Consider the following 11,947-nt stretch of genomic DNA (forward strand, 5'->3'; position numbering starts at 1 on the left):
ACCGAGGTGATGCCATCGCTGGCAAGCCAGCTCCCACAGGAATTGCGAACACCCTGCAAATGGAACCGGGCTTAACCGGCGCCAGGCAGGTACAATGCCCACCCCTTTTTTGTTACGGCCCTGTCATGACTGACCCGATTCGCCTCTCCAAACGCCTCATCGAACTGGTCGGTTGCTCCCGCCGGGAGGCCGAGCTGTTCATCGAGGGCGGCTGGGTCACCGTGGACGGCGAAGTGATCGACGAACCGCAATTCAAGGTCGGCGAGCAGAAAGTCGAACTCGACAAGGACGCCAAGGCCACCGCGCCAGAGCCGGTGACCATCCTGCTCAACGTGCCGGCCGGCATGAGCACTGAAGACGCCATGCAGACACTCGGCGCCGACACTCTCAGCGAAGAACACCGCTACGGCAAACGTCCGTTGCGCGGGCATTTTCTGCGCCTGACCGCCAGCGCCGATCTGCAGCCCAAGGCCAGCGGCCTGCTGGTGTTTACGCAGGACTGGAAAGTGCTGCGCAAACTGACTGCCGATGCGGCCAAGATCGAGCAGGAATACGTGGTCGAGGTCGAGGGCGACATGGTTGCCCACGGCCTCAACCGCCTGCAGCACGGCCTCACCCACAAGGGCAAGGAACTGCCGCCGGTCAAGGCCAGCTGGCAGAACGAAAACCGCCTGCGCTTCGCCATGAAGAACCCGCAGCCGGGGATCATCGCGCAGTTCTGCGAAGCGGTTGGCCTGAAGGTCGTCGGCATCCGCCGCATCCGCATCGGCGGCGTGTCGATTGGCAAGGTTCCGGTGGGCCAATGGCGCTACCTGTCCGGCAAAGAGAAGTTCTGACGCCTCTGTTGCCGCCACACACTCCGGCAACGCGCCTGCGCGTTGCCCACAACGAAATATCAGGATTACCCTCATGGTTCATAACGACGTATTGCGCAGCGTGCGCTACATGCTCGACATCAGCGACAAGAAAGTTGTCGAGATCATCAAACTCGGCGGCATGGACGTGACCCTCGCCGACGTGATCACCTGGCTCGACAAGAAAGAAGAAGACGAAGAGGGTTTCGTGCGCTGCCCGGACGAAGTCATCGCACACTTCCTCGACGGTCTGGTGGTGTTCAAGCGCGGCAAGGACGAAAGCCGTCCGCCGCAACCGATCGAAGTGCCGGTGACCAACAACATCATCCTGAAAAAGCTGCGCGTGGCCTTTGAACTCAAGGAAGACGACATGCACGCGATCCTCAAGGCTGCCGAGTTCCCGGTGTCCAAGCCTGAACTGAGCGCGTTGTTCCGCAAGGTCGGCCACACCAACTACCGTCCGTGCGGCGACCAGTTGCTGCGCAACTTCCTCAAGGGCCTGACCCTGCGCGTTCGCGGCTGATCTGCAGCGCAAGCTCTGAATCGGCGGCGCGGCCTTCGCGGGCAAGCCACGCTCCCACAGGTTTTGTGACGAACACAAAATCTGATTTCAACTAAAATCCCCGTGGGAGCGGGCTCGCCCGCGAAGGCGCCGGCCCGGTCAACACCCGCCCTGAACCCCTCCCGGGTTATCATCGCCACCCTGTTCCCGCCTCGACTCCAGACCATGACCTACACCGTCTCCCCTATCGGCTTCGTACGCTCCTGCTTCAAGGAGAAGTTCGCCATCCCGCGCCAGCCGCAACTGGCCCCCGCCGCCCGTGGCGTGCTGGAGCTGGTGGCGCCGTTCGATCAGGGGGATGCCGTGCAGGGGCTGGAGCAGGTCAGCCATGTCTGGCTGTTGTTCCTGTTTCATCAGGCCCTGGAAGAAAAGCCGCGCCTGAAAGTGCGCCCGCCACGGCTGGGCGGTAACAAGTCGATGGGTGTGTTCGCCACCCGTGCGACGCATCGGCCCAATGGCATCGGGCAGTCAGTGGTGAAGCTGGACAAGGTCGAGGCCAATCGGCTGTTCATTTCCGGGATCGACTTGCTCGACGGCACGCCGATTCTCGACATCAAACCTTATGTGCCTTACGCCGATATCATCGCTGACGCCTCCAACAGCATCGCCAGCGCTGCGCCGCACCTGATCGACGTGCAGTGGACGGAGGCCGCGCTGCAACAGGCGCACGGGCATGCTCAGCGCCTTGGCGAGCCTTTGGTCGAGTTGATCGAGCAGTGTCTGGCCCAGGATCCGCGCCCGGCGTATCAGACGCCGGCGCCAGAGCGCGAGTACGGCGCGCAGTTCTGGGATCTGGACGTGCGTTGGCATTACCCGACGCCGGAGCAGATTTGCGTGCTGGAAGTGATCCCCGCCACAACTTGAAACAGTGCCCCATGTAGGAGCTGCCGAAGGCTGCGATCTTTTGATCTTAAAAAGAAAAATCAAAAGATCGCAGCCTGCGGCAGCTCCTACATGGATTGTGGCAGGCATGAGGGAAATATTTCGGGCATAAAAAAGCCCCCATTGCCTTCGCGGGCAATGGGGGCTGTTTCGTGGTGCTTACTTCTCGACGAACGCACGCTCGATCAGGTAGTCACCCGGCTCGCGCATCCGCGCCGAGATCTTCAGGCCGAAGCTGTCGAGCACTTCGCTGGTCTCGTCGAGCATGCTCGGGCTGCCGCAGATCATCGCGCGGTCGTCCTGCGGATTGATCGGTGGCAGGCCGATGTCGCTGAACAGCTTGCCGCTGCGCATCAGGTCGGTCAGACGGCCCTGGTTCTCGAACGGCTCGCGGGTCACGGTCGGGTAGTAGATCAGCTTGTCACGCAGCGCTTCGCCGAAGAACTCGTTCTGCGGCAGGTGTTCAGTGATGAATTCGCGGTAGGCGACTTCGTTGACGTAGCGCACGCCGTGCACCAGGATCACTTTCTCAAAACGCTCGTAGGTTTCCGGGTCCTGAATCACGCTCATGAATGGCGCAAGACCGGTGCCGGTGCTCAGCAGGTACAGATGCTTGCCCGGGTTCAGGTCATCCAGTACCAGAGTGCCGGTAGGCTTCTTCGAGATGATGATCTCGTCGCCTTCCTTCAGGTGCTGCAGTTGGGAGGTCAGCGGACCGTCCTGCACCTTGATGCTGAAGAACTCCAGATGCTCTTCCCAGTTCGGGCTGGCGATCGAGTAAGCGCGCATAAGCGGGCGGCCGTTGGGCTGTTGCAGGCCGATCATCACGAACTGACCGTTCTCGAAGCGCAGGCCCGGATCACGGGTGCACTTGAAGCTGAACAGAGTGTCGTTCCAGTGATGAACACTGAGGACACGCTCGTGGTTCATGTTGCTCATGTACGTGGGACTCCTGGATATTGGGTCTGCGCTCGCCTTTGCGGCCGACAGTGCGCAATTGCAACGCATTCTAATAGCGACGACAATATCTGTTAACTGGATTATTAAGATAAGGGTTATCGGTTATATCGATATGCGATTTACTCTTCGTCAACTGCAAGTCTTCGTCGCCGTCGCCCAGCAGGAAAGCGTATCCCGTGCTGCGGGTCTGCTCAACCTCTCGCAATCGGCGGCGAGCACCTCGATCACCGAACTGGAGCGCCAGTCCAGCTGCCAGCTATTCGACCGTGCCGGCAAACGGCTGAGCCTCAACGCCCTCGGCAAACAGCTGTTGCCGCAAGCGGTGGCCCTGCTCGACCAGTCCAAGGAAATCGAAGACCTGCTCAACGGCAAATCCGGTTTCGGCTCACTGTCAGTGGGCGCCACCCTGACTATCGGCAATTATCTGGCGACCCTGTTGATCGGCGGATTCATGCAGCGCCATCCGGAAAGCCAGGTGAAACTGCATGTGCAGAACACCGCCAATATCGTGCATCAAGTCGCCCACTATGAAATTGATCTGGGTCTAATCGAAGGCGACTGCAGCCACCCGGACATTGAAGTGCAGAGCTGGGTCGAGGATGAGCTGGTGGTGTTCTGCGCGCCGCAACATCCGCTGGCCAAACGCGGCAGTGCGACCATGGAAGAGCTGACCCACGAAGCGTGGATCCTGCGTGAACAAGGCTCCGGCACACGGCTGACCTTCGATCAGGCCATGCGTCACCATCGCAGTGCGCTGAATATCCGTCTGGAGCTGGAACACACCGAAGCGATCAAACGCGCGGTGGAATCAGGATTGGGGATTGGCTGTATTTCGCGGCTGGCGCTGCGTGATGCGTTTCGGCGCGGCAGCCTGGTGGCGGTGGAAACCCCGGATCTGGATCTCTCCCGGCAGTTCTACTTCATCTGGCACAAGCAGAAGTATCAGACCTCGGCCATGCGCGAATTCCTCGATCTGTGCCGCGCTTTCACCGCCGGGGTGCAGCGCAGCGACGAGATCGTCTTGCCGAGTATCGCTTAAAGCAGAATCACCGCCCACACCAGGGCGATCATGCTCAGGGCCACGAATTGCGCGGCGCTGCCCATGTCCTTGGCGTTCTTCGACAGCGGGTGCAGTTCCAGTGAAATGCGGTCAATCGCAGCTTCCACCGCCGAATTCAGCAACTCGACGATCAGCGCCAGCAGGCACACGGCGATCAGCAGCGCCTGTTCGACGCGGCTGACATTCAGGAAAAACGTCAGCGGAATCAGCACCACATTGAGCAGCACCAGTTGGCGAAACGCGGCTTCGCCGGTGAAGGCTGCGCGCAGGCCGTCCAGCGAGTAGCCGGATGCGTTGAGGATGCGTTTCAGGCCGGTCTGGCCCTTGAAAGGTGACATAACGTAAAAACCAACCAGAAAGGAGTGGGAAAGCTAGAGCAACAAAAGTCAAAAAAGCGTGAAGACGACCGCCATTATTGGCTCGGAATTGACTCAAGTTGTTGCAGAAGTAATGCCGCTTGTGTCCGGGTGCGCACGTTCAGCTTGCGAAAAATTGCTGTGACGTGGGCCTTGATGGTCGCCTCGGACACGTTCAACTCATAGGCGATCTGCTTGTTCAGCAAGCCTTCACAGACCATGGTCAACACGCGGAACTGCTGCGGCGTCAGGCTGGCGAGACCGTCGCTGGCGGCTTTGGCTTCATCGGAGACACTGACGGCTTCGAACGCCTGTGGGGGCCAGAACACATCGCCATCGAGCACTTTGCGCACGGCTTGCTGAATCACGCTGAGGTCGCTGGACTTGGGAATGAAGCCACTGGCGCCAAACTCGCGGGACTTGACCATGACCGAGGCTTCTTCCTGCGCCGAGACCATCACCACCGGAATCTGCGGATATTGACCGCGCAGCATGACCAACCCGGAAAAGCCAAACGCGCCGGGCATGTTCAGGTCCAGCAAGACCAGATCCCAGTCGGATTTTTCGGTCAGGCGTGCTTCCAGCTCGGCGATGCTCGCCACCTCCACCAGTCGAACGTCCGGGCCAAGACCCAGGGTCACTGCCTGATGCAGTGCGCTGCGAAACAGAGGGTGATCATCGGCAATCAGGATGTCGTATGTGGCCATTTTTCAAATGATCCTGTTTTTTGATGGCAGACGCGGCGCATTCCGGTCTGGCCAAAGCAACTCGAGATGCCGCTTTTGAAGCGATATCCACAGGGGCACGTTCAACGCCAATCAACAGCAAACACGGCGTTTCAAACCTTGGCCGCACCCCAATCGGCGCCAAGCATGCCCAGCGAAGCCGGGGTGGTCAAGCAGCACGGCCGCCGCTGGGTGAAGTATGGGCCACTATGGGGCCAACACCGCTTGCGGCTTTCGTATATAGGGCAGCAACTCGGCATGGGCCGGCGTCGACTCGTTGAGTTCCAGCTGCTGTTTGGCGCCCAGATAATGCTGGCTGAACACATCGAAATAGGCGTCCAGTGCCGACGCGGCGTCGCTGTCGCCTGCCAGTTCCAGACACAGCGCCGCTACTTCGGCGGTGCACAAATGCTCGCTGCGGGTGGAACGGCGCAGGCGATAGCGCGAGAGTCTGTCGGGCAGCAGGCTGAGAATCGGCAAGCGGTCGAAATACGGACTCTTGCGGAAGATCTTGCGCGCCTCGGTCCAGGTCGCGTCCAGCAGAATGAACAGCGGCCGCTTGCTGCTATCGAGTGCGACGGTGTTGGTTACCCGCGACGGCTCGACGTATTCGCCCGGAAACACCAGATACGGCTGCCATTGCGGATCGTTGAGCAGCGCCAGCATCTGTTCGTCCGGCTCGGTGCGCGACCAGATGAATGCATGGTTGTCGCGCACAACATCGGCGATCAGCCAGCCCGTGTTGCTCGGCTTGAACACTTCCTTGCCGGTCATGATCAGGCACACACCGGAACGGGTGTCGACCGTCGGGCGCCAGGCACACAGGCAATGGCTGATGATCACCCGACAGTCGCGGCAACGCTCGGAGCGAAAACCCCGAGCCTGAATCGGCTTGATACCTTCATCTTCGCGCTGGTCGCGCAGGCGGGCGACGGCGTTGGGGGCGTGATTCATTGCAGACAGCGCCCGAAGGCAGGAAAACTCGACACGAACAACACTCGGCAAGGCAATAAAGATCGCCAGTTTATCAGAGCAACGGGCACAAGCCTGTACCGTCCAGACCGGCTCCCCTATAATTCGCCGCCACTGAACGCACAGCCACGGGGCTGGTCGAACCACCAGTCACTGAATCAGGAGAGTTTCATGCTGCGCCTTATCGTTCCCACCGCGGCCATCGCATTGGCGTTGTCCTTCAGCGCACAAGCTGCGTCCCTGAAAGAGCAGAATCTGAATCGCGAACTGCGCAACATCGCTGAACAAAGCAGCGTCGGCACACCACGGGCGATCAACGAAGACATTCTCGATCAGGGCTACACCGTTGAAGGCATCACCCTGATCAACCACCTGAGCGTGCAAGCCAGCCACGCCGAGAAGATGCGCGCCGATCCAAAAGCCGTGTATTTCCAGCTGGGTGCTTCGGTGTGCAATAACCCGTCGTACCGCAAGCTGATGGCCAAGGGCGCGATCATGCGTTACGACTTCAGTGAATATAAAACCAACAAGGCTATCGGTTCGGCCAGCTACCAGGATTCCGACTGCCCGAAAGCGGCCCCGGCGAAGAAGAAGTAATCATCCGGTGTTGGCGCGCCGTTGTTCATCCTCGGCGCGCAATTCGGCCACCAGGGCCTGCAAATAACGAGAGCGTCGCTCTCCCCCTGCCAGCCGACGGCAGCACTCCTCTTCGAGACTCACTTGATTGGTCTCGGCCGATGCTTTCAACATCCGATACAGCTGCGTATCGATCTCCAGAACCACTCTGGCCTTCTATCCCGCCTCCTTGCCACCCGCGAATCCTTGAAAAGCGTGCACCTTGCGTACAGACGTTGTCGCAAAACTGTCGTACGGTGCCTGTAAGTCAGTAAATCAGAGCGATTGCTCTACGGTGGACGTTCGGACGAGCGGTGAATTCATTGCGGCAAAGAACAATGAGCGGTTGCCTGGAGCGAGTCTGCATGGCAATGATGAAGTCAGCGCAATTGCGTGCAAGGGTCTAGATTCAAAGTATTCCCGATCATCTGTTCACGGCAGCAAAGGAACTGCCGATCGTGTGTGTTTTTGCAGCGCGGCACTGACGCCGCACGTCAGAGCCACCGCTCTGTGCAGAAGGAGACGTTGAATGCCTTACCAACCGAATGACCTGCTCAGCCGGCATTTTCAGGAACAACTCCCCGACCTCATCAGCAGGGTCGAAGAACAACTCACTCAGGTTTCTCCCGACAGCCCGAACCTGCCGATTTACCGCGACATGATCCTGACCGTGCTGCGCATGGCCCAGGAAGATCACAACCGCTGGAACGCCAAGATCACCCTGCAAGCCCTGCGCGAACTGGAGCAGGCGTTCCGGGTGCTGGAACAATTCAAGGGACGACGCAAAGTCACGGTATTCGGCTCGGCGCGCACGCCGGTGGAGCATCCGCTGTATGCAATGGCCCGTGAACTCGGCGCGGCCCTGACCCGATCAGACATGATGGTCATCACCGGTGCGGGTGGCGGGATCATGGCTGCCGCGCACGAAGGCGCCGGGCGCGATCACAGTCTCGGGTTCAACATCACGCTGCCCTTCGAACAACATGCAAACCCGACCGTGAATGGCACTGGCAACCTGCTGCCATTCCATTTCTTCTTCACCCGCAAACTGTTCTTCGTCAAGGAAGCCGATGCGCTGGTGCTGTGCCCTGGCGGGTTCGGCACCCTGGACGAAGCACTGGAAGTGCTGACACTGATCCAGACCGGTAAAAGTCCGTTGGTGCCCGTGGTGTTGCTGGACGTGCCGGGGGGTACATTCTGGCAAGGCGCCCTGGATTTCATTCGTCAGCAGCTCGAAGAAAACCACTACATTCTGCCCACCGACCTGCAACTGATGCGACTGGTCTACAGCGTCGACGAGGCGGTGCAGCAGATCAACCAGTTCTACAGCAACTTCCACTCCAGCCGCTGGCTCAAGCGTCAGTTCGTGATTCGTATGCATCACAAGCTCAGCGAGCAGGCACTGGAACATATGCAGCAAGCCTTTGCCGATCTGTGCCTGAGCGACCAGTTCCATCAACACGCCTACAGCGGCGAGGAACACGACGAAGCGCAGTACAGCCATCTGGTGCGGCTGGCCTTCGCGTTCAATGCCCGGAACCATGGCCGACTCAGGGAACTGGTGGATTACATCAACCTCCCGGAAAACTGGGCTCACAGCAAACCGCAGACCACTCAACGTGCCCGTGAGCCATCAAAGGTAATCTGAAGGCAAAAAAAAACGGCCCGCTATTTTCATAGCGGGCCGTTTTTGTTCAACCGACTTAATCGTCCATCCCTCTGCCGCTGAACAAGCGGTTGATCATCTCCATCGAAAAGCCCCGATAGGCTAGAAAGCGGCCTTGTTTGGCGCGTTCCTTGGCATCAATCGGCAAATGCCCGGAGAACTTGCGCTGCCACGTCTCCCGAAGCTGCTCCTGCCAGTCGATACCGCTTTCACGCAGGGCGAGTTCGATATCGGCGCGTTGCAAACCACGCTGGCCCAACTCTTCACGAATACGCAAAGGGCCGTAACCGGAACGGGCACGGTAGGAAACAAAGCTTTCAAGGTAACGGGCTTCGGAAAGCAGCCCCTCTTCCGTCAACCGGTCGAGGGCTGTTTCGATCATTTCCGCCTCGGCGCCGCGCTGACGCAGTTTACGCGTCAGCTCGACTCGACCATGCTCGCGTCGAGCGAGCAGGTCCATGGCGGTTCGCCGCACCGCGACGAGGGTATCGAGTACGGCGGTGGTCATCGCTGTTATCAGATATCAGCGTCAGCCAGGTCGTCTTCGGTCTCTTTGACCGCAGAGGCCTTGGAGTCCGCGATCACCGCTGGCGACAGCAGTTTGTCACGCAGCTGCTTCTCGAGCTTGGCAGCGACTTCCGGGTTGTCTGCCAGGAACTTGGCCGAGTTGGCCTTGCCCTGACCGATCTTGGTACCTTCATAGGCGTACCAGGCGCCGGATTTCTCGACGAAGCCGTGCAGCACGCCCAGGTCGATCATCTCGCCATTGAGGTAGATGCCCTTGCCGTAAAGAATCTGGAACTCGGCCTGACGGAACGGCGAAGCCACCTTGTTCTTCACAACCTTGACCCGGGTTTCGCTGCCGACCACTTCGTCGCCTTCCTTCACCGCGCCGGTACGGCGGATGTCGAGACGAACCGAGGCGTAGAACTTCAGCGCGTTACCACCGGTGGTGGTTTCCGGGCTGCCGAACATCACGCCGATCTTCATGCGGATCTGGTTGATGAAGATCACCAGGCAGTTGGCGTTCTTGATGTTACCGGTGATTTTACGCAGCGCCTGGGACATCAGACGGGCTTGCAGGCCCACGTGCATGTCACCCATTTCGCCTTCGATTTCAGCCTTCGGTACCAGAGCGGCTACGGAGTCGACGATGATCACGTCAACGGCGTTGGAGCGCACCAGCATGTCGGTGATTTCCAGTGCCTGTTCGCCAGTGTCCGGCTGGGAAACCAGCAGGTCGTCGACGTTGACGCCCAGCTTGCCGGCGTACTCAGGGTCGAGGGCGTGTTCGGCGTCGACGAAAGCGCAGGTCGCGCCGGCTTTTTGAGCCTGGGCGATCACGGACAGTGTCAGTGTGGTTTTACCGGAAGATTCAGGACCGTAGATTTCAACGATACGGCCTTTTGGCAGACCGCCGATGCCGAGTGCGATGTCCAGACCCAGAGAGCCGGTGGAAATGGCCGGGATCGCCTGACGGTCCTGATCGCCCATACGCATTACGGCACCCTTGCCGAATTGACGTTCGATCTGACCCAGGGCCGCAGCCAAGGCTTTCTTCTTGTTGTCGTCCATTAAAGTCCTCACGTAATCAATAAGGCCTGACGGCCAACACCTGTATAAGTAGCCAGTATTATTCCACAGCGTTCGCGGATCGCCTACCCCTGATTTTCGATTTCTCGTGCCGCTAGTCGCAACAGCCCCTCTAGCGCGGCCTTCACCGTTTGTCGGCGCACTTCATCACGGTTGCCCGAGAAGTGCTGAACTTCGCTGGAAACCGTATCGCCCACACCCCAGGCCAGCCACACGGTGCCCACCGGTTTGTTCGGTGTACCACCGTCGGGCCCGGCCACGCCGCTGACTGCCACGGCAAACCGCGCCAGGCTGTGCTTCTGTGCGCCACGTACCATCGACTCGACGACTTCGCGACTGACCGCGCCCACCGTGCCGAACAATTCGGCGGGGACATTCAGTTGCCGGGTCTTCTGCCGGTTGGAGTAGGTCACGTAACCGGCCTCGAACCACGCCGAGCTCCCCGGAATCCGCGTGATCGCTTCCGCAATTCCGCCACCGGTACACGACTCGGCCGTGGTGACGTGGGCGTTGAGCAACTGCAAACGTCGGCCGAGCTCGGCAGCCAGTTGAGTGATCTCTTTCACGGTGCGCTCCGGATCGGATGGAATGACTACCACCGTACACGACCCGGTTGCGCTTTCAATACACAGACTCATTCAAAATGTTCGGGCGCCAGCGCTCTGACATAGGCCTGACAGGCCTGCAAGGCAATCAGTCCGCGATCGCCGGTGTCGGTAATGGCGATAATTCGTTGAGCATGCGCCGGGTCAAGTCGGGCGCGTACGGCTGCATGATCCACGCCGCCGGGGCCGGCGGTGGCTGGCACCCCGCAGCCTTGGGCAGCATCGCCGGCGTCGATGAGGACTGACAGGCGCAGATCAGCAGTGGCAAGACGATCGCGCAGGCGATCCTGATCACGTTGGGCATCACTGAGTGCTCGATAGTGGGTCTGTTCACTGGTCGCGAGCCGTTGCTCCAGCGCCAGACGTTTGTCCTGCTCGGCCTGCTGCGCGGTGGCGGCGGCCGAAGTCAGTTGATTGAGGGTGTCGGCGTGCAGCCGGGCCTGCTCGGCCAGTTGCCGCCCGTAACGCCAGTCCTGAAACTGCCAGGCCAGCGCGGCGGCTGCCGCAGCCAGCAACAAAATGCTGATCAGGCGCCAGGAGATGGACATAACACCGCCCTCGCCCGCGCCCAGATATCCAGCCGATCCTGCAAGCCATTCAACCCACCGTTGATTCGGCGGGTGATGCTGTTGAACTGGTCGCGATCAGCCAGATCGTTCAGGCCGTTCTGTTCCCAGAACCACGCAGCGGATTCGGCCGCCCATTGCGGCTGCTCGAGCAACTCCGGCAAGGACAGCAGACGCTCATCGCCGAACAGGCCAAGGCTGCACTGACGATAGTTGCTGCGCCCGGTAATCTGGATCAGCCCGCGACCGCGGTACTTCTGCCCGTCGCCGTCGGCCTCGGGCGTATTGCCCAGACGCAGCGCCAGCGTGCCGGTGTCGTACTTGCTCAGGTACTGGTTGTTGCCCAGTTCGCGCACGTACTGCAACTGCCCCGACTCGTGGCCGATTTGCGCGAGGAACGCAGCGATGCGTTTTGGCGTGTCGATGTGGCGGCGAGTCATTGCGTTATTCAGTGCAGAAACAAAAACGCCCGCTTGGCTGCGGGCGTTGGGCATGATGGTTTTAAGGTTGTCTTCGGTTATTTGCATAATG

General features: G+C 59.8%; 16 protein-coding genes. 6 read left to right on the forward strand and 10 right to left on the reverse strand.

Annotated elements, in window-relative coordinates; all coding sequences use genetic code 11:
• Positions 1-125: 125 nt before the first annotated feature.
• From ACU680_RS08060 to tsaA, 3 genes are all read left to right on the forward strand, one after another.
• Positions 126-836, forward strand: coding sequence for an rRNA pseudouridine synthase (locus ACU680_RS08060; RefSeq protein WP_367083439.1), 711 nt, complete (start codon positions 126-128; stop codon positions 834-836).
• A 73-nt stretch (positions 837-909) separates the two neighbouring features.
• On the forward strand, positions 910-1,377 hold the full coding sequence (locus ACU680_RS08065) for a YehS family protein (protein ID WP_007964379.1): 468 nt from the start codon (positions 910-912) through the stop codon (positions 1,375-1,377).
• A 204-nt stretch (positions 1,378-1,581) separates the two neighbouring features.
• Positions 1,582-2,280, forward strand: a complete 699-nt coding sequence (tsaA, locus tag ACU680_RS08070) for a tRNA (N6-threonylcarbamoyladenosine(37)-N6)-methyltransferase TrmO (protein WP_367083437.1) — start codon at positions 1,582-1,584, stop codon at positions 2,278-2,280.
• A gap of 177 nt (positions 2,281-2,457) precedes the next feature.
• Here tsaA and fpr read toward each other — a convergent pair whose 3' ends face one another.
• Positions 2,458-3,237, reverse strand: a complete 780-nt coding sequence (gene fpr / locus ACU680_RS08075) for a ferredoxin-NADP reductase (protein ID WP_007908723.1) — start codon at positions 3,235-3,237, stop codon at positions 2,458-2,460.
• A 133-nt stretch (positions 3,238-3,370) separates the two neighbouring features.
• Between fpr and ACU680_RS08080 the strand changes: the two genes are divergently transcribed.
• Positions 3,371-4,297, forward strand: a complete 927-nt coding sequence (locus tag ACU680_RS08080) for a LysR family transcriptional regulator (protein WP_025110814.1) — start codon at positions 3,371-3,373, stop codon at positions 4,295-4,297.
• On the opposite strand, the gene ACU680_RS08085 is transcribed toward ACU680_RS08080, so the two are convergent.
• The 3 genes from ACU680_RS08085 to ACU680_RS08095 form a co-directional block, all read right to left on the reverse strand.
• Positions 4,294-4,656 carry a diacylglycerol kinase gene (locus ACU680_RS08085; protein WP_003222276.1) on the reverse strand — a complete coding sequence of 121 codons (363 nt, stop codon included), beginning with the start codon at positions 4,654-4,656 and terminating at the stop codon, positions 4,294-4,296. The genes ACU680_RS08080 and ACU680_RS08085 overlap by 4 nt on opposite strands.
• A gap of 74 nt (positions 4,657-4,730) precedes the next feature.
• Positions 4,731-5,381 carry a response regulator transcription factor ErdR gene (erdR, locus tag ACU680_RS08090; protein ID WP_367083434.1) on the reverse strand — a complete coding sequence of 217 codons (651 nt, stop codon included), beginning with the start codon at positions 5,379-5,381 and terminating at the stop codon, positions 4,731-4,733.
• A gap of 225 nt (positions 5,382-5,606) precedes the next feature.
• A complete protein-coding gene (locus ACU680_RS08095) occupies positions 5,607-6,353 on the reverse strand; it encodes a tRNA-uridine aminocarboxypropyltransferase (RefSeq protein WP_448179172.1) in 747 nt (248 codons plus the stop codon).
• 189 nt (positions 6,354-6,542) lie between these two features.
• On the opposite strand from ACU680_RS08095, the gene ACU680_RS08100 reads away from it, so the two are divergent.
• Positions 6,543-6,968: a PA3611 family quorum-sensing-regulated virulence factor gene (locus ACU680_RS08100; protein ID WP_448179173.1), complete on the forward strand. Its 426-nt coding sequence runs from the start codon at positions 6,543-6,545 to the stop codon at positions 6,966-6,968.
• Here the strand turns inward: ACU680_RS08100 and ACU680_RS08105 are convergent, their stop codons facing one another.
• Positions 6,969-7,154: a hypothetical protein gene (locus ACU680_RS08105; protein WP_448179420.1), complete on the reverse strand. Its 186-nt coding sequence runs from the start codon at positions 7,152-7,154 to the stop codon at positions 6,969-6,971. It lies immediately after the preceding gene.
• A gap of 361 nt (positions 7,155-7,515) precedes the next feature.
• Here ACU680_RS08105 and ACU680_RS08110 point away from each other — a divergent pair, with 361 nt between their 5' ends.
• Positions 7,516-8,634 carry an LOG family protein gene (locus ACU680_RS08110; RefSeq protein ID WP_400759601.1) on the forward strand — a complete coding sequence of 373 codons (1,119 nt, stop codon included), beginning with the start codon at positions 7,516-7,518 and terminating at the stop codon, positions 8,632-8,634.
• A gap of 55 nt (positions 8,635-8,689) precedes the next feature.
• Here the strand turns inward: ACU680_RS08110 and recX are convergent, their stop codons facing one another.
• From recX to ACU680_RS08135, 5 genes are all read right to left on the reverse strand, one after another.
• Positions 8,690-9,160, reverse strand: coding sequence for a recombination regulator RecX (gene recX / locus ACU680_RS08115; RefSeq protein ID WP_003222270.1), 471 nt, complete (start codon positions 9,158-9,160; stop codon positions 8,690-8,692).
• Between the two features lie 8 nt (positions 9,161-9,168).
• Positions 9,169-10,227 (reverse strand): recombinase RecA, encoded by a 1,059-nt coding sequence (gene recA, locus ACU680_RS08120; protein ID WP_003222269.1) that lies wholly within the window; start codon positions 10,225-10,227, stop codon positions 9,169-9,171.
• A gap of 83 nt (positions 10,228-10,310) precedes the next feature.
• Positions 10,311-10,811, reverse strand: coding sequence for a CinA family protein (locus ACU680_RS08125; protein WP_448179174.1), 501 nt, complete (start codon positions 10,809-10,811; stop codon positions 10,311-10,313).
• Positions 10,812-10,879: 68 nt separating this feature from the next.
• Complete coding sequence (locus tag ACU680_RS08130; RefSeq protein WP_448179175.1) at positions 10,880-11,398, reverse strand: lysis system i-spanin subunit Rz; 519 nt, start codon at positions 11,396-11,398, stop codon at positions 10,880-10,882.
• Positions 11,377-11,943 carry a glycoside hydrolase family 19 protein gene (locus tag ACU680_RS08135; protein WP_047601223.1) on the reverse strand — a complete coding sequence of 189 codons (567 nt, stop codon included), beginning with the start codon at positions 11,941-11,943 and terminating at the stop codon, positions 11,377-11,379. The genes ACU680_RS08130 and ACU680_RS08135 overlap by 22 nt, the downstream gene beginning before the upstream one ends.
• Positions 11,944-11,947: the final 4 nt, after the last annotated feature.

This window comes from Pseudomonas sp. LF020, assembly GCF_053456425.1.

Bases quoted from the DNA above. Each gene is read 5' to 3' on its own strand.
- ACU680_RS08060 (WP_367083439.1), top strand. From the start codon at position 126: ATGACTGACCCGATTCGCCTCTCCAAACGCCTCATCGAACTGGTCGGT.
- ACU680_RS08065 (WP_007964379.1), top strand. From the start codon at position 910: ATGGTTCATAACGACGTATTGCGCAGCGTGCGCTACATGCTCGACATC.
- tsaA (WP_367083437.1), top strand. From the start codon at position 1,582: ATGACCTACACCGTCTCCCCTATCGGCTTCGTACGCTCCTGCTTCAAG.
- fpr (WP_007908723.1), bottom strand. From the start codon at position 3,237: ATGAGCAACATGAACCACGAGCGTGTCCTCAGTGTTCATCACTGGAAC.
- ACU680_RS08080 (WP_025110814.1), top strand. From the start codon at position 3,371: ATGCGATTTACTCTTCGTCAACTGCAAGTCTTCGTCGCCGTCGCCCAG.
- ACU680_RS08085 (WP_003222276.1), bottom strand. From the start codon at position 4,656: ATGTCACCTTTCAAGGGCCAGACCGGCCTGAAACGCATCCTCAACGCA.
- erdR (WP_367083434.1), bottom strand. From the start codon at position 5,381: ATGGCCACATACGACATCCTGATTGCCGATGATCACCCTCTGTTTCGC.
- ACU680_RS08095 (WP_448179172.1), bottom strand. From the start codon at position 6,353: ATGAATCACGCCCCCAACGCCGTCGCCCGCCTGCGCGACCAGCGCGAA.
- ACU680_RS08100 (WP_448179173.1), top strand. From the start codon at position 6,543: ATGCTGCGCCTTATCGTTCCCACCGCGGCCATCGCATTGGCGTTGTCC.
- ACU680_RS08110 (WP_400759601.1), top strand. From the start codon at position 7,516: ATGCCTTACCAACCGAATGACCTGCTCAGCCGGCATTTTCAGGAACAA.
- recX (WP_003222270.1), bottom strand. From the start codon at position 9,160: ATGACCACCGCCGTACTCGATACCCTCGTCGCGGTGCGGCGAACCGCC.
- recA (WP_003222269.1), bottom strand. From the start codon at position 10,227: ATGGACGACAACAAGAAGAAAGCCTTGGCTGCGGCCCTGGGTCAGATC.
- ACU680_RS08130 (WP_448179175.1), bottom strand. From the start codon at position 11,398: ATGTCCATCTCCTGGCGCCTGATCAGCATTTTGTTGCTGGCTGCGGCA.
- ACU680_RS08135 (WP_047601223.1), bottom strand. From the start codon at position 11,943: ATGCAAATAACCGAAGACAACCTTAAAACCATCATGCCCAACGCCCGC.